Source organism: Candidatus Dedyshia acidiphila (assembly GCF_051025295.1).
GTDB lineage: Bacteria > Acidobacteriota > Terriglobia > Terriglobales > Acidobacteriaceae > KBS-83.
This window is the reverse complement of the sequence record NZ_JBMGJV010000004.1, coordinates 53,398-70,336: the sequence shown is the minus strand read 5'-3', so window position 1 is coordinate 70,336 and position 16,939 is coordinate 53,398. Positions and strand designations below refer to the sequence as shown.

The following is a 16,939-nucleotide window of genomic DNA, read 5'->3' as shown; positions in this document are numbered from 1 at the left end:
AGCCTGTCACACTCGCTCCATTCTGCTAAAAGCCAGCTTCTGAGGAAAGGGCGATACCGGATGCTGGTCAAGTTCTGGGGGGTTCGCGGCGCTCTGCCCACTCCCGATCCATGGAATGCTGGCGTGGGTGGCAATACACCGTGCCTCCAGGTAGAACTCGACTCTGGCGAGACGCTGATCTTCGACGCTGGCAGCGGTGCACGGCAGCTCGGCGCAACCCTCCTATCCGCAGCCGAGGGGCGCCCTCTGAATTTGCACTTATTTCTGACACATTTTCACTGGGATCATATCCAGGGGCTTCCATTTTTCGCGCCACTGTACTCTCCAGATCACTCAATCACCATTTATGCCGCGAGTGCGCCGGAGCGGACGTCGAAGATCCTCGAAGCACAAATGGCTCCCCCGTACTATCCCATTCGCCTCTCCACCTTGCCTGCAGCCAGGCGGTTTGTTTGCGTGGCGGGCCGGGAGCTTCACTTCGGCACAACGCGGGTGACGAACTTCCCCCTGCATCACCCACAGGGATCGGTGGGCTATCGCCTGGACTGCCGCCGAAGGTCGTTCGTCTTCGCCACCGATCATGAGCATGGCGACCCGGAATGCGATGCGTCGCTCGTCCGTGCCGCAGTGGGTGCAGATGTGCTGGTCTGCGATGCCCAGTACACGCCGGAAGAGTATGAGCAGCATAGAGGATGGGGCCACACGCACTGGCTGCATGCGACCGAGGTAGCACGTCGCGCAGGCGTCGGGCGGCTGATCCTGTTTCATCATCATCCGACGCACGACGATGTGGCACTCGAGCGCATCCTGGCAGAGGCGCGCTGCGAATTTCCGGCGACGGATCTTGCTGTGGAAGGGGAGACGGTCGAACTCAGCTGATGCAGGCGTCAGGAGACGCGCACAGCGACCACAGTCATGTCGTCGTACTGATCCGCCCCGTTGGCGTACTGGTCGGCCAGGGCACACAGCTTTTGCGACAGCTCAGGCACAGACCTCGCGCCGTGCTCGCGCACCGCAGCCGACACGCAGGCCTCATCCCAGAACTCTCCTTCGCGGTCGCGGACTTCCATGATGCCATCGGAAACGACGACCAGCATGTCGCCAGGCTCAAGCGCGACCCTGTGCTGCTCGTAGCTCCACTGCGGCACCATGCCGACCGGCAGCCCGCCTCCTTCCACCGGCTCGAGCGAGCCGTCCGTGTGCAACAGCAGCGGCGGAATGTGACCTGCGTTCACGTAGCGTAGATCGCGACGATCGCGACTGATCACGCCACAGAAGAGAGTCGAGTAGCGGTCCGGCGTCGAACTGGCATACAGCGTGCGATTGAGGCTGCTCATCAGGCCAGCAAGATCTTCCACATCGCGTTCAAGCAGGCTGCGTAGCAGTGTCTGGATACTCGCCATCATCACTGCAGCGGGAATTCCTTTGCCAGACACGTCGCCCAGTGTGAAGGCGAACGAGCCGCTCTCGGATGGGATGAGGTCATAGTAATCGCCGCCCACCATCTTGGCCGGGCGGCAGAAGCCGTGGCATTCAATGCCTGCGATCTCCTCTTCGAGCACGGGAAGAAGTTGTGTCTGTACGTCGCGCGCAAGGTCGATCTCGTGCCGCAGCAGTCGCGCCCCTTCAGCATCCTGGCGCAGCCGCTCGCTCTCGATCGCGCTCGCTGCAAAGTGCGCGAGCAGGCCCATCAACTCCGCATCATCGGGGGTGAAGCCGCTCGGCTTGTTCAGCAGCTGCAGCGCGCCTATCACGCGGCCTTCCGTGCGTAGAGGCACGCAAAGCACCTGCTCCGTCCGATAGCCGCTCGACTGGTCCACGCGGCGCAGCAGCCGTCCTTCGTTCGCCGTATCGTTTACCAGGATTACCTGATCCGTCTGCACGCAAGCGCCAACCAGCCCTTGGCCTTCCGGGATGCGTATCTGCTCGACACCATGCGCGACCTTCGTCCAGAGCTCGTGAGCTTCCTGGTCCAGTAGCCACAGGCTGCACCGGTCGGCTCCGGACAGATCTCGCGCAAAGTCCGCATTCAGTCGGATGATGCCGGCAATATCGCGCTCACGGCTGATACCAGCCGCATGCTCGAAGATGGCGCGCGTAATTCGATCAGAGCTTGACGTGTCCTGCATGGAGGGCTGGATTCCTGTGCTCCACTGTCCCACGGACGTGGCCGATGGGCAAGTTTGTTGAGCGATGCAGCCTGACCCATTCTCGGGAGGAGTTCAAGAGCCGCCCGAACCAATCGGGCGGCCCTGGAATCCTACCGGACCGAGAATGGAGCAGAGACGACTGTGCCGGTCGCGCCCGTGCTGGTGATTGCTGTAGCTCGCAGCGTGTAGTTAACGCCCGAGTTGTTCAGCGTGTTACTGGGAAACAGCGCAATCCCTTTGTTGCTGGTCGTAGCGACTGTGGATCCTGTGAGGGTCGATCCTCCCGGATTGCTCTCGATGGTCAGGGTCACGGTCGCGTTCGGCACGTTCGCTCCGCTCGCTGTGAGCACCTGCACCTTGATGGATGGGGTGATCTGGCTGCCCGGTGACGAGTTGCTTGGCTGGGCCGTGAAGATCAAGGTGAGCTGTTGGGTGATCACGAGGGTGTAAGCGTGCGAAGCGGTCTGCGCCGGTGTGCTCGCATCCCGGACTGTCACCGTGAACGGGAAGCTGCCGGAGCCCGTCGGTGTTCCGCTGAGAGCGCCTGTCGTCGCGTTCAAGGCTAGCCCAGCCGGCAAGCTGCCCGACGAGACTGACCAGGTCAGCGGCGGTTGACCGCCCGTAGCTGCCAGCGCAGCGTTGTAGGCCGATCCGCCGCTTCCGTTCGGCAGACTGGCGGTTGTAATCGACAGGGGGCTGGACACGCGGATTGTTTGCAGGGACGACGCGCTCTGATTCGGGCTCGATGCGTCCTGCACCGTCAAGGTGAAGGTGGTGCTCACCGCTGCTGTAGGGGTGCCGTAGATCGCGGGCACATTGTTGTAGGTGCCCAGCGCCAGACCAGCCGGCAGATTGCCCGACACGGACCAGACGTACGGTGTCACGCCACCCGTTGATGTGAGAGGGGCGTCATAGAAGGCTCCAATGACGGCGTCTGGCAGAGAGGAGAAGGAGACACTCAGCAACTGATTGACGCGGAGCGTCAGCTTTGTCGAAGCGGTCAGCGGGGTGCCCGGAGTGCTGTCAGTCACCGTCACGTAGACGTCGTAGCTCCCTGCGACGAGAGCCGTCCCATTGCTGGCCAGGCCACCTGACGAGGAGAGAGCGAGGCCGGTCGGAAGCGTGTGCCCGGTCGTAACGGACCAGCTTACTGGGCTGGTGCCGCCCGTCGAAGCCAGGCTGGTCCTGTAGTTCTGCGACGCCGCGATGCCGTCGGGCAGTGTCTTTGTGGTGATCTGCAGGGGCGCGACGACCAGGATCGAATAGGACTGGATAGCGGTGGCCCCGGTTGCGTCCTTGATCTGAACGGAGAAGGTATACAGGCCGGCCGGGGTATTCGACGGTACGGTTACGGTGCCGGTCGCGGGATCGAGCAGGAAACCCGCCGGCAGGCTCACGGGAGACCATACATAGGGTGCGGTTCCGCCGAAGGGCGTCAGCGTGAACGAGTGCTGCTCCCCTTGCAGGATGTAGTTGAACGTCTGGGACAAGAGTCGAAGTGGAGCCACGGCATTGCCGGACCCGCTCAGTCCCTCAGCCAGTACGGCAGGCACGATCGCATCGGAAATGCCCTGCATCTCGCTTTGCTCGACGAACCCGCGGATCGTGATCACTGCTGATTCGCCCGGTGCGAGGTGCAGAGTCGGGTTTTGCTCCGGATCTTGCAGGTTGGACGTGTTGCTACCGACATCGCTGGGGCTGATCGTGGTCGGGTTGACCACGTTCGCGATCGGGATATTCGTACTCTCCTGCAGCAACTGGCAGCCCAGGCTGACAGGAGTGTTGTAGTTGCGGCTCAGAATGAGCTGCAGCTTGGGACTGCCCGGCACAGACGCCAACTGAACCAGCCTGACCTGGTACCCCGTGTTCGTGTTGCCATTGTTCGTCACCGTGTAGTTGATGTCGCTCACGGCCGTGTTCGAAATGCTCTGGTTGGAGATATTCGGATTCGAGATATTTGGATTGGAAATATTCGGATTGGAGATGTTGGGGTTAGAGATATTCGGATTGGAGATATTCGGATTGGAGATGTTGGGATTGGAAATGTTCGGATTGGAGATATTCGGGTTGGAAATATTCGGGTTGGCCAAGTTGACATTGGAGATATTGGGGTTAGAGATATTCGGATTCGAGATGTTTGGCGTATAGAGCTCAAGCGTCTGAATACCGGGCAAACCCGGGGCGGAATCGGGGTTGACTAGGGGTGGAACAGTGGAATCGCCATTGAGAACGATGAACCCACTGAGCGCCGTGCCCGCGACGGAGGCTGCACCCGGATTCGGAATCTCAATCGCTCGCACCTGGATCGGAGCCGTTGCGTTGGTCGAGAGCGCGAACACGCTACGCGTTGCACCCGAGCGCGGCGCAAGGGTGACATGGATCGTCGTCGTAGCGCTGGGAAGCGGATTGGATAGCGGCGTTGGTGCAACGACGAACGATGCCCAGCCGTTTCCAGCAGGTTGAGCCGGGAGAGTGAGCGCGAAGCTGTGCTGCTGGTCGGTTGAGTTGAATAGGTCGAGCACGAAAGCGCGCTGCAGGTCGGTCCGCAGTGGCTTGTTCTGCTGTGGCGCCAGGAACGAGAAGCCCTGGCTGATGCGGCTGAAGTAGATATTCTGATTGCGTGATCCGTCCAGTGGAGCGACCTGGCAGGCAGGGTTGGTCAGCTGCCAATCACCGTTCGCCGGCGGGCGAACGTCCTGATTCGACGTCCAGGAGGCGAAACCGACGGAGCTTCCGCTCGTGCCAACGTTGAACTGCCAGTTGTTGCTGTTCGCCTCAGCCGGAGACAGGAAGGCGCGATTGCCGATCTCGATATAGTCGCCCATGAACGGCACGGTGCCGCCCTGGAACATCGGAAGGTTGGGCGGATTCAACTGGAACTGGTGCAGCGAGGTATCCATGCTGGACTGGCCGTCGAAGACGCCGAACTGATAGTGCGAGACGTACGCAGATTGAAAGAGCGGTGAACGGCTGGTGTCCGCTTGGCTGACGCGTACATCGAGCGTGTGGCGCGTGCCGAGCCCGGCGTCCGAGATGAACGGCGTGAAGATAGCGGTGGACGCATCCGGCGTTCCGCCATCGCCCGAGATCGGCACCCTGGTTTCGCTGTAGAAGAGGTCGTTCGCCGGAGTCCTGAGCAGCGAGTACTGACCGACAGTGTGATCCTCGCGCTGATCGTAGTAGAGGACCATCACCTTGCCGCCGGCTACAGTGAGGCTCGGCATCAGCTGGCTGCCGTGGGTGAAGCTGGTGCCCGCAGTATCGATGATCGCGGTGTTGTCAATCGGGGTAGGAGCGCTCCAGTTCACGCCGTTCGACGACGTAGAGAGCACGATGCGCGCATCGGCATTGCCATTGACGCCGCGTTGCGACCAGGCCAGGTACACGACGCCGCTGCCATCCACCCCGAGAGTGGGGTAGGCATTGCTGCGAAACATCGTGCTCGAAATACCCTGATCGAAGAAAGCCGGCGTGGCCGGTGTCGCCAGGTTGAAGTCAGGAAGCGACTGGACCGTGGTCACCTTTGAAAACGAATTGCCGCCATCCGTCGATTTGGCTACCAGAACCGCATTCGGGGTATTCGTGCTCGAAAACTGGCGCCAGGCGACGTAAACCGTCCCATTCGTCGGGTCGATCGCGATCGAGGTCCCCTGATTGACCTGGTAGCTCTCGGAAAGCTTGGTGGGCTTGGTCCAGGTCTGCCCGCAATCGGTCGATCGCGCCACCAGAATCTGGGTGTGCGTGTTGTTGGTGCCGCCTACGAACGCGCTGTAGCCGATGTAGACGTTTCCTGCCGGGATGGTCTGCGTGACGGTCTTACCATCCTGCTTGGTCGAGATGGTGCATGTGGCGGAACCACGCGGCACATCAACGGCAAGCCATGGCTTGTCGAGAAATTGTCCAGAGGTGCCGCCGTCGATCACTGCAGCGTCAAGGTACTGAATGGGATCGCCATTCTCCTTGTTCGCCAGGTCGATGAAGCGTGACACGAACACCTCACCCTGATTGGTGCCGCGATTGAAGACGATGCCGCTGTAGTAGAACAGCCCGTTCGTGCCCGCCCGCACCAGCGGATCCGCTCCTGTGCTGAAGCCGTGTAACGGAGAGGCGAGACCCACTGCCGTCGTGTCCTGCGGATACCCGGGCAGCAATGTGCTCTGCCACGTGGCGCCCCCGTCGAAGGACTTGAACACGCCCAGCCACGCATCGCCCGTCTCATCGGTCACGCCCGCTGGCGCCGCAATGTCCACCGTGCGGTAGTCATTCGCACCGGCCATCAGTCTCGCGGCGTTGCGGGATGATGCTGCAATGGACGGCTCGTTCTGGCGCTGCAGATACGGGTCTCCTCCGGGCAACGTAGTGCCGGACACCATGTTGATGTTCTGGCCTGCGGTTTGCGAAAAGGCGCGGAAGACTGGCAGGACGAGAATGGCAGGCAGAACGAGAAGGGACAGCAAACGACGCATGATTTCACCCATAGATTTGCCGCTGCTCCAGGATTGGAGCGAGGCTTGATTCAGTGCAGGGGCCGAGGGGGGTTATCTGAGTGTCAGAACTTGGCTAGAGCTTTGTCAATCGCCATCTGCGTCAACCTCGACTAAATTCACATATCTACTTTGTATTCGTCCCGCTTGCGAACAGCAGGCGACTGCAAGATATTGCGCGCTGTCTGCAAACCAGCACTAGAGGACAAACCCGCTTAGGCGCTATGCTGTAGGCCCGAAGGCTGATAGAGCGACTCCTTGTGGAACAAACGGAATACGTTGAAGAGGTAGAGCGTCTTACCGTACCGATCGCGCTTGTCTTCACCGACATGGTCGGCTCGAGCGCGGCGAAGCGAGCGGCCTCGCTTGGCCCGGACTCTTCCTCGCGCGACCGCGCCTATCTCGCGAATATCCAGAGTCGCCACCTCCGGTCTGTCCGCGAAACGCTGGCCCTCTACAACGGCCGCGAGATCATGACCATCGGTGACTCGTTCTTCCTCACCTTCGAGGACCCGAGCACCGCCCTCGAGTGCTGTGCCGCCATTCAGAAGCGCTTACGCGACGATCCCATTCAGACCCCCTCCGGCTTCCTTCGATTGCGGATCGGGCTGCATATCGGCACGCCAGAGTATTTCGAAAATAGCTGGCACGGCTCTGACGTCGACCTCGCTGCGCGCGCGGAGTCCGTCGGCTCTGCGGAACAGATCATCGTCACCGACGCCGCCCGTCGCACCATCGGTGACCTGGACGGCATTCGCATGCGCCGGCTTGGCACCTACGCGCTCAAAGGCGTGGGTGACGTGGTTCTGTGGGACGCGGACTACGACAAAGCCGGCCTGCGCCATGCCGCGGTGCTCAACAACGGACAGCGCCGCCGCAGGCGCCTGTATGACTTGACGATAGTCGCCATCGTGCTGATCGCCCTCGGTCTCTTGATGAAGTCCTTGCGGCGAGACACCCGCGTGCCGCCGGAAGTCTCAGTGCTCGTCGCCGATTTTCAAAACAAGACAGGCGACCCTGTCTTCGAGAAGTCGCTCGAGCAGCCGATTGCGACCGCCCTCGAAGGCGCATCGTTCATCAATATCTACAACCGGAGCGCTGCCAAGAAGCTGGTTCGGCAGTTGACGAACGGTGGCGCCGATTTGGACGAGAACGCCGCTCGTATGCTGTCCCGCCGCGAGGGCATTGCGTACATCGTGTCCGGAGAAGTCGAGCGCAAAGGCAGCGGCTTTGTGCTGAGCACCCGCACAGTGAACACCGTCACTGGAAAAGTGATCGAACACGATAGTGTTCGCGCGCAGGCGCGAGATGAGGTGGTGCGCGATCTGCCAAAGCTGGCGACCCGCATCCGTACGGCGCTCGGTGATACAACGCCCGCCTCAGCGCAGTTGAACGCGGCCGAGACGTACACCACCACATCGGTTGAAGCAGCGAAGGCCTATGCGCAGGCACAGGACTTTCAGTGGAGTGGCAATTACCCGGAGGCCATCGCCGCATACAGACAGGCGCTGAAGCTCGATCCGAAGATGGGCCGTGCCTACTCCGGTCTCGCCGTCATGGAGTACAACTCTGGCAACAAGCAGGTGGCTGCCACCTACTTTCAGCAGGCGATGGCGACCATCGGTCGCATGTCGGAACGCGAGCGGTATCGTACGCGAGGCGGTTACTATCTTCTGGAGCGGGACTATCCCAAGGCCATCGATGAGTACACCCAGTTGCTGAGCAAGTACCCGGCCGACTCAGCGGGTCACGCCAATCTGGCCTTGGCGTATTTCTACGCGCGTGACATGGATCGCGCGCTCAAGGAAGGTATCCAGTCGCTGTCGCTCGCACCGAACAACGTGCTGCAGCGGAACAATGTCGGGCTGTACGCGATGTATGCCGGCCAGTTCGAGCGGGCCATCTCCGAGCAGGACCGGGTACTCGAACTCAACCCAAAGTTCAATCTGGCGTTTGTCGGAAAGGCGATCTCTGAGCTCGCACTCGGGCGGCCACAGACTTCAGCGACATGGGACGCACTCAGCGCTTTGAATGACGCCGGTGCATCGCGCGCCATGCTTGGCAAGGCCGACCTCGCGCTCTACGAGGGCAGGCTGGAGGATGCGACTGCGCTGCTCCGCAAGGGCGCTGAGGAGGACAGCAGCAAGAAGAACCGCGACGAGGCCGCCATCAAGTGGGCGAACCTGGCCGAAGCGGAGAGCTATCGCCACCATGCAGCCGCCGCGCTGGGCGCCGCCGACCATGCCACTGAGTTGTCGCAGGACGTAGGGCCGCGCGTGCTGGCTTCGCTCGCTTATGTCGAATCAGGTGCTCCCGCGAAAGCAAACGTCATTGCGAATAGCCTCGGATCAGAGCTGAACGTGGACGCCCGCTCGTATGCACATTTGATTGCGGGAGCAGCGCTCCTGGAATCTGGCAAGCCGATTCCGGCCATCGCTGAGCTGCGCGAAGGGCAGAAGATCGCCGACGTGTGGCTGATGCACTTCTACCTCGGACGTGCGTATCTCGCGGCCAAGGCTTACACCGAGGCGGATTCTGAGTTTGACACCTGCTTGCGCAGAACCGGTGAGGCAAGCGCGCTCTTTCTCGACGAGGAGCCCACCTTCCACATCGTTCCCGTCGTGAACTACTACGACGGCCTCGCTCGTCTTGGCATGCATAGCACCTCGGGCGTTCAGGCGCTGGAATCGTTCGTCGCCGTGCGCTCGCGGCAGCAGGGCGACCCGCTCGTCGCTGACGCCCTTCGCCGTCTCGTGAAGATGGTGCCAGGAACAGTGGCAGAGGGCATGCAGCCCGCTTCGCATGTACAGCCTGTTAGCATTCAGAACGGACGCGAACACCACAACTGATGCTGCGCGCAGGGAAGCGCGCCCTCCGGTTCGCCGGCGTCTATGTTTGACCCGCAGGTTTCGCTCCACCCCTTCGCTGATATCTGCGCTTGCAGCGCTTCGGCGCGCACGCCATCGAAGAGAAATGCCGACCACCGCCGCACCTCTTCCACCAGGCAGGAATCCAAATCGGAGTACACACTTTCGGTTTGGAGATGAATCGTGACAAAGCAGCAGGGGGCAGTGGCCTCCGTCCTGGTCTTCGACGTAAACGAGACTTTGCTCGATGTCAGCGCACTGCGGCCTCGGTTCGAGAAGCTGTTCGGCGAGGGCGCCGTCCTGAAACAGTGGTTTGCTCAGCTCCTCCTCTACTCTCAAACCATGACCCAGGTAAATCAGTACGCGGACTTTGGCGTCTTGGCCGACGCGGCGCTGCGAATGGTTGCGGAGAGTCACAATGTCGCCCTGGACGAGAACGAAGCCAGCGACATCGTACAGGCGCTGGGATCGCTGCCGCCCCATCCTGAAGTAGCCGACGCCTTGCGCCGTTTGAGAGAGCATGGATTCCGCACAGTAGCACTTACAAACTCATCGCAAGCCACTGCACACAAACAGATCGAGCATGCTGGACTGGCGACGCTCTTCGACCGTGTATTTTCTGTCGAGGCGGTACGCACCTACAAGCCTGCCCCAGAGCCTTACAGGTATGTAGCGCAAGACCTTGCAATCGAGCCTTCCCGCCTGACGATGATCGCAGCACATCCGTGGGATCTGATCGGCGCGAGCGCCTGCGGGTACAAGGCGGCCTTGGTGCAACGGTTCGGGACTGCCTGGTTTCCGCTTGTGTCAGCACCGGACTTTACCGGCCGCAATCTTAACGAAGTCGCGGATCAACTCATCCGCGCAGAGCAGAGGTTGTAAGACGACATAGATAAGCCTGAGCGCAAGACACGAAGCAACTTGAGCCGAGTTGCCGTACTTACCCGATTGCAACTCGCAGCATCTGAGGCTATATGTCTAAAACGCCTACGTCTCTCCTGCTTACCTCGGTAGTTGCTGTTCTCGTCTCAGGCTGCGGCGGCTACTCAGGCAACGTGGGGAATGGCTCGGGAGGCGCGACAGCGAGCGTGCCGCAGGTGCAGCATGTCGCGATCATCACTCTGGAAAACGCAAACTATGGCGACGTGATCGGCACCCAGAACATGCCCTACCTGAACAGCCTGATGACCAAGGGAGCCATGGTGCCGCACTACTACGCGAATTCGCACCCATCGCTTCCCAATTACTTCATCCTCACGACCGGGCTGCCACTGACCAACAATGATTTCTACGGAGATACGGTGAGTACCGATAACGTCGCGCGAGAACTGACAGCCGCCAGCAAGACGTGGAAGGTGTACGCGGAGTCATTGCCCTCGACTGGTTACCTCGGCGGCGATAGCGGCTCATATCTGCAGCACCACAATCCCTTCGTGTATCTCAGCGATGTGAAGCAGAGCGCAGCCCTCACGGCAAGTGTCGTGCCTTTCGCGCAATTTGCAACTGATTTGAACAGCAGCAGGCTGCCAAACTATTCCTTCATCATTCCGAATGCGCAGAATGATGTTCACAGCTGCGCGGATGGCAGCATCCTTAGTTGCTCGTTGAGCAGCCGTCTGCAGCATGCGGACAACTGGCTACAGACCAACGTCGCACCACTGCTTGCGAATCCTGCATTCTCGCAAAGCGGACTCCTCATCATTACGTTTGATGAGTCGGCGGATGATGTCACCAATGGTGGTGGGCACGTCGTCGCGGTTCTTGTCGGCTCGCATGTGAAGGCTGGACACTCGGGCACTACGCAGGAATACGATCACCGCAGCCTGCTGTCACTTACGATGAAAGCACTCGGCGTAGCCAACATCCCTAATGGAGCCGATGCCGCACCACAGATGACCGAGTTCTTCCAGAACTAGAGGAGGACTGCGGCATACGTACGCTCTCGCGAGCTCCGTTCCGTGTAGGCGAGGAACGGCTGAACCTCACCTTGGCTGTTGTTCGCAGCTACTTCTTCGCTACACAGAGGAGGAGCCTGCCTGCCTGCTCCTGACGTACGCTCGCGAAGCCGGCATTGCTGAGAGCAGTCGCTACCCAGTCCGGAGCGAGACGGAGCTTCTGATAGCTGCTCTTCTTCAACTCCCATCCGCTCTCCTTTCGCACATGAATCAAATCATGGACGAGGACAGACTCTTCGCTCACATACTCGAGAAAGCAGGTCATGATCTTACGATCATCAGCCTGGACGGGCAGAAAGCGATCGATCCCGTGGAGTTCGCCGGTCAGGTCTCGGTAGGTCAGAACGAAAATGCCGCCGGGTGCGAGCTTTCGATGTGCATCCGCGAACAGCGTCTCAACAGCAGTTTTGGAAGGAAGATGGGTCAGCGTATCTCCCATGCAAACAATTGCAGAGGCATTCTGAGGCATGTTCAGGGCGCTCAGTGTAGTCAGGTCCGCGTGCCGTGCTTCGATTGGATGAGCCGTACGGCGCGCGAGTAACTCGTCCAGAAGACGCCGGCTGGAATCGATCGCGATCACAGGAGCAAACCCCAGCTCGGCAAGCGCAATGCTCTGAACCCCGGGACCACTACCCAGGTCGAACGCGACCCCCCGGTCAAGACCGGGTGCTAGCAAAGCGATAGCATGCGCGAGCAGAGATTTCTGTTCCGCAACTTTCGTTTCGAACGGCACCCCGTACATCCAGAGGTAGTGCTCCGCTAGAAGATCTTCGTAGTGGCGTGCGGCGGTCGACATAGCTTTCCTACAGCAGGCGGATGGGTTTCCCATCACCGCGTTCGATCACGCGCCCGATGCGCATGGCCGGTGTGCCCACTTCACGAGTGATGTTCTCGAGCTTCGCAGCATCCCGCGAATCAAGAGAGATGAGCAGTCCTCCGGCTGTCTGCGGATCGAAAAACAGCGTCAGCAGATCGGGCGCGATGTCCGCCTGTGGTTCGACAACACATTCGGCGAACTCGCGATTCGTGACCAGTCCACTAGGAATCGTCTTCGCGCGCACACATTCAAGGGCACCGTTGAGCAAAGGAATGTCACGCATCGTGAATTCGATGGCGACGCCACTGGCCAGCGCCATCTCGCGTGCGTGCCCCGCCAGACCGAAGCCGGTCACGTCCGTCATCGCGTTCACACGAAGTCCTGCTTCTGTAATCGCCACGGCTGCATTCTTGTTGAGTGTGGTCATGCTCTTCACGGCGGAATCAATCCAGTCCTGCTGTGCGACGCCGCGCTTGATCGCAGTCGTGATCACGCCAGTGCCGATTGCCTTGGTCAGGAACAGCACATCGCCAACCTGCGCGCCCTTGTTCTTGAGCACGCGGTCCGGGTGAATCGTGCCAGTCACGGCGTAGCCAAACTTCATCTCTGCGTCTTTCACGCTGTGGCCGCCGATCACGGCGCAGCCGGCCTCCTGCATCTTCGAGAGACCACCGCGCATGATCGCCGCCAGGGTGTCCAGATCGCCGTTCTCGGGATAGGCGAGCACGGCAAGCGCGCTGATCGGAATACCGCCCATCGCGTACACATCGCTGAGCGCATTCGTCGCTGCGATCTGGCCGTAGGTGTAAGGGTCGTCGACCATCGGGGTAAAGAAATCGACCGTCTGCACGAGCGCCAGATCGTCGGTCAGCTTGTAAATGCCGGCGTCATCGGCGGTCTCAAAACCCACCAGAACGTTCGGGTTGGTCTGCTTCGGCAGTTGCGACAGCACCCGATCCAGAACTGCGGGGCTGATCTTGCTCGCGCAGCCGCCGGCCTTCACTTGCGCGGTCAGTTTCACGTTCGCTGTGTCGATTACAGACTCGCTCATCGATCCATCTCTCCTGTGTCCGTCTCACGCGCCATCACGATCGTGGTGCATGCGCTCTCGCTCTTTGGTAGATCGCGGTGGGGTGCCATCGTGACGTGCAGCGGGCGGGATTCTCCGCGCACTATCGGGCAGTAGAAGTCGGGGTTCGCCAGTTCGTGATGGAGCCGCCTGCGCCCCGCGCATCCGCCGTAGCAGGGCTCGACGTGCGCACATCCCTGGCATGCTTGCGGCAGAGAGCGTGCGTCCACGAACGCCTGAGTCTCGATCACTGCTGGTCCCTGATCGAGCAGCACACTCAGCGGATCGCCCTCCCCCGGCCAGTAGACACATGGCTGCACGGTACCGCGCGGGGTGACGCGCACCGTGCCGCAACCGCAGCCGCCCTGGCGAGCCGGCAGACCGGCCATGGCGCGAACCAGCGGCTCCCCCGTACTGATCAGGTCTGTCTGCTCGAGCAGAAGACGAAAACCCTCCCAGTATTCGTTGTAAGTGAGCGCATAAATATCAGTGCGCACAGATTGATACACATTGATGCGCAGCGGCGCGTCATATTGCTTCGCGATGCGTGCTACATTCGCCAGATTCTTGTAGTTCGACTTCATCATTACCGCGATTACAGTCACAGGGACGCCTGCAGCGCGGCAACGGGCCGCCTGCTGATGAATCAAATCCCAGTTTCCCGACCCGCGCTGACCATCCTGCTGGGCCCGGTTGTCGTAGTCGAGCGAGAACTCGATATCGCTGAAGAAGCCGAGTTCCTCGTCCGTGAGCAGCTCGACGCTATGGCCGTTCGACGTCATCGTCATGCGCAAGGGCTGATCTTTCAGCCATCCGATGATGCGGTGGAAGTCCGGATGCATACCGTTTTCGCCGGTGCCAAGATTTACCGAGCGCACGGGCAGCGCCGCCAGGATGCGTTGCACCTGCTCGAGCGAAATGCGATCCAGTCGCGCCGGGTCGCGGTAGCAAAACGAGCACGCGAGGTTGCACTCGTTCGTCAGCCCCAGGCCGAGTGCGAAACGCCGCTGTACTGGTATCGTTTGGGTCGCCATCGCTATTGGTCCACGCCTCTCTATCCTAGAGCCTGAGTCGCCAGTGATACACGCGCCGGGGTCGCACGGATCGCTGCTCGTGCACGCGGCTGGCTGAGCCAGTCAGACGTGATCACGAGCGCCATGACGGCGAGGATCAGCGTCGACACCTTGCCGTAGTCACCCAATTGAACATCGTTATACAGCGCCTGCCCCAGGCCGCCGCCGCCAACCAGGCCGAGGATGGTCGCGGCGCGGAGATTCATATCCCAGCGAAGCAGAATGTATCGCCGCATCATCAGCCACGCCTGCGGTAACAGAGCCCAGAACATACATTGCAGCGGCGTCGCTCCCAACGCGAGCAAGGCCTCGACCTGCTCCTGCGGGCTCTCCTCCATAGTCTCTGCGAACAGCTTGCCCAGCACGCCACCCGTATGCAGTCCCAAAGCGATGGAGCCGGCGAAGGGACCGAAGCCCACCGCCACGACGCAGAACAAAACCCACACCAGCTCCGGCGTTGCGCGCAGCAGATTGGCTATCATACGCGCGACCCAGTAGACCAGCTCGCGCTGCGTCCGCCGCCACCAGGAGCGCTCGAGCGATTCATGGCGTCGGACGCGCAGCCGTGTCGCGGGAAATGCGAGCATCATCCCGAGCACCGCCCCGGTCGCAGTTCCGAGTACGGAGATGCTGATTGTCTGCAGCGCAAGCCTGCCGACGCTGCTCAGGAAATCTGGAGACCAGTCCGGCCGCAGCAGGGAACCCGAGAAGCGCAGCAGGTTGGGTATCGTGTCGGCTTCCATCAAACCGGACCAGCGGACGCCAGCTATCGGAAACGCAAGGAACACGAGAAGCGCGACGGACGCTGCTATGGTGCCGCGTCGGGCAGTCGAGATCGGCTTTGCCTGGTCAGTCATGTCTCCGGAACTCAACCGGGTGCGCACCGCGCGGCTGAGTAGGTCGACCAGCAGAAGCAGCAGCACGAAGCAGCCCATCAGGGTGAGCACCTGCGAGAACTCGAACAGTCGAGTGGACAGGCTGATCTCATACCCGAGGCCGCCCGCGCCGACGAAGCCCAGAACGGCTGCAGACCGGATACAGCATTCGAAAGAGTAGAGGGTGTACGAGGTCAGCAGCGACCGGCTTTGCGGCAGGATCCCGAACAGCAGGATCTGCATTCGCGACGCGCCTACTCCATGCAGAGCCTCAAGCGGCCGCACATCGGCCTCGTCGAAAATATCTGCATACACGCGCCCGAGCAGCGCCGTGTAAGACACCGCGAGCGCCAGAGTTCCCGGCAGCGGGCCAAGGCCCAGGCCAGCAACGAAGAGCAGCGCCCACACCAGGTCCGGCACAGACCGCACCGCCCCCATGCCGTGCAGCGCTGCCCAACTCAGAGCTTTCAGCCACGTCATCGTGGAAGGATCACCATGGACGCCGATGCTCGAGCGCCAAAGCCGCCCGCTGGCCAGAACACCCAGCGGCAACGCGAGCAGTACGGAAAGCGCTGTCGCGATGATGGCAGTAGCAGCAGTGGTGAAGGTGGCATGCAGGGCAACCTTCAGAAAATCTGAAGACAGGTCTGGCGGAAAGAGGCGGCCGATCAGATCAGCGATCGAGTGCCATGTCCCGCGGGAGATCAGCACGCGCGGATCGACCTCGGACAGCCACCCTGCCCAGATGACGAGTAGCGCAAGAGCCAAGGGAACTCGCGACCGGGTCACACGTGCGCTGAATGGCTCAGCGAAGGCAGGCGCGCTTCTGGCCAGCGTCGGCGCCATCGGAACCCCCTGCAAGATCCAGTATCGAAGCGCCCGCCGTCGTCTCGCGGTCGCCACGCGAGCGCTGATACAGCTCTTGGACTGTCGGATCGTCGAGCTTCTGCGTCGGTAAGTCGAAGGCAATCTCACCGGCGCGCAATCCAACAACGCGCTTCGCATGCCGCCGTGCGTACTCGACCTGATGCAGTGAAATGAGCAGGGTCAGACGCGCCTCGTCGGCAAGCCGGACCAGCAGCTCGAGAATCTCATCGGACAGCGCGGGATCGAGCGAAGACACTGGCTCATCGGCGAGGATAACCTCGGGCTCCTGCATGAGTGTCCGCGCGATCGCGACACGCTGCTGCTGACCGCCGGAGAGTTGGTCGCACCGCGCATGGCGCTTGTCTTGCAGTCCGACCGCCTCGAGACAATGCTCTGCACGTTGAACCTCAATCGCACGCGGACTCATCAAATTGCCTAGAGTGCTCGCCAGGCTCCACCGTCCCAGAGCGCCGCTCATCGTGTTCATCAGGGCGGACATACCCGCAACCAGATAGTGCTGCTGGTAAATACACCCGATCCTGCGGCGCATCTCCCGCAGATGTGACTGCCGCATGGCGGACACGTCTGCCATCCGATAGAGCAGTTGACCGCTCGACGGAAAAATAGTCGCGTTCAGTAACCGGAAGAGTGTCGTTTTACCGGAGCCGGAGGAACCCAGCAAAGCGACCTGGTCGCCCGGCGCAATGTGAAGCGAGATATTGCGCAGCGCAATAGACGAGCGAGCTCCCGCTCCGAATTTCCGTCCCACGCTGTTGAGGCTA

The 16,939-nt window shown here is 61.0% G+C and carries 11 protein-coding genes; 4 read left to right on the top strand and 7 right to left on the bottom strand.

Features of this window, described 5'->3' with window-relative positions; genetic code table 11:
* The first annotated feature begins 60 nt into the window (after nt 1-60).
* Nucleotides 61-879 (top strand): MBL fold metallo-hydrolase, encoded by an 819-nt coding sequence (locus AC5IJH_RS02875; protein ID WP_491901287.1) that lies wholly within the window; start codon nt 61-63, stop codon nt 877-879.
* Between the two features lie 8 nt (nt 880-887).
* Here the strand turns inward: AC5IJH_RS02875 and AC5IJH_RS02870 are convergent, their stop codons facing one another.
* Both AC5IJH_RS02870 and AC5IJH_RS02865 read right to left on the bottom strand, forming a co-directional pair.
* The gene (locus AC5IJH_RS02870; protein WP_491901286.1) at nt 888-2,129 is read right to left on the bottom strand and encodes a PP2C family protein-serine/threonine phosphatase; all 1,242 of its coding nucleotides are present in this window, start codon (nt 2,127-2,129) and stop codon (nt 888-890) included.
* Between the two features lie 131 nt (nt 2,130-2,260).
* Nucleotides 2,261-6,616 (bottom strand): putative Ig domain-containing protein, encoded by a 4,356-nt coding sequence (locus AC5IJH_RS02865; RefSeq protein WP_491901285.1) that lies wholly within the window; start codon nt 6,614-6,616, stop codon nt 2,261-2,263.
* Between the two features lie 278 nt (nt 6,617-6,894).
* On the opposite strand from AC5IJH_RS02865, the gene AC5IJH_RS02860 reads away from it, so the two are divergent.
* The 3 genes from AC5IJH_RS02860 to AC5IJH_RS02850 all read left to right on the top strand — a co-directional run bounded on the left by AC5IJH_RS02860 (nt 6,895) and on the right by AC5IJH_RS02850 (nt 11,417).
* The gene (locus AC5IJH_RS02860) at nt 6,895-9,483 is read left to right on the top strand and encodes a tetratricopeptide repeat protein (protein WP_491901284.1); all 2,589 of its coding nucleotides are present in this window, start codon (nt 6,895-6,897) and stop codon (nt 9,481-9,483) included.
* A 201-nt stretch (nt 9,484-9,684) separates the two neighbouring features.
* A complete protein-coding gene (locus AC5IJH_RS02855) occupies nt 9,685-10,383 on the top strand; it encodes a haloacid dehalogenase type II (RefSeq protein ID WP_491901283.1) in 699 nt (232 codons plus the stop codon).
* Nucleotides 10,384-10,475: 92 nt separating this feature from the next.
* A complete protein-coding gene (locus AC5IJH_RS02850) occupies nt 10,476-11,417 on the top strand; it encodes an alkaline phosphatase family protein (protein ID WP_491901282.1) in 942 nt (313 codons plus the stop codon).
* A gap of 88 nt (nt 11,418-11,505) precedes the next feature.
* Here the strand turns inward: AC5IJH_RS02850 and AC5IJH_RS02845 are convergent, their stop codons facing one another.
* From AC5IJH_RS02845 to AC5IJH_RS02825, 5 genes are all read right to left on the bottom strand, one after another.
* Entirely contained in the window at nt 11,506-12,198 is a 693-nt protein-coding gene (locus AC5IJH_RS02845; protein ID WP_491901281.1) for a class I SAM-dependent methyltransferase, read from the bottom strand.
* 61 nt (nt 12,199-12,259) lie between these two features.
* Entirely contained in the window at nt 12,260-13,324 is a 1,065-nt protein-coding gene (gene selD, locus AC5IJH_RS02840) for a selenide, water dikinase SelD (RefSeq protein WP_491901280.1), read from the bottom strand.
* The gene (locus tag AC5IJH_RS02835; protein ID WP_491901279.1) at nt 13,321-14,376 is read right to left on the bottom strand and encodes a radical SAM protein; all 1,056 of its coding nucleotides are present in this window, start codon (nt 14,374-14,376) and stop codon (nt 13,321-13,323) included. Before AC5IJH_RS02835 ends, selD begins: the two co-directional genes overlap by 4 nt.
* 20 nt (nt 14,377-14,396) lie before the next feature.
* A complete protein-coding gene (locus AC5IJH_RS02830) occupies nt 14,397-16,058 on the bottom strand; it encodes a PhnE/PtxC family ABC transporter permease (RefSeq protein ID WP_491901278.1) in 1,662 nt (553 codons plus the stop codon).
* A 37-nt stretch (nt 16,059-16,095) separates the two neighbouring features.
* Entirely contained in the window at nt 16,096-16,926 is an 831-nt protein-coding gene (locus AC5IJH_RS02825; RefSeq protein WP_491901277.1) for a phosphonate ABC transporter ATP-binding protein, read from the bottom strand.
* Between the last annotated feature and the right edge of the window lie 13 nt (nt 16,927-16,939).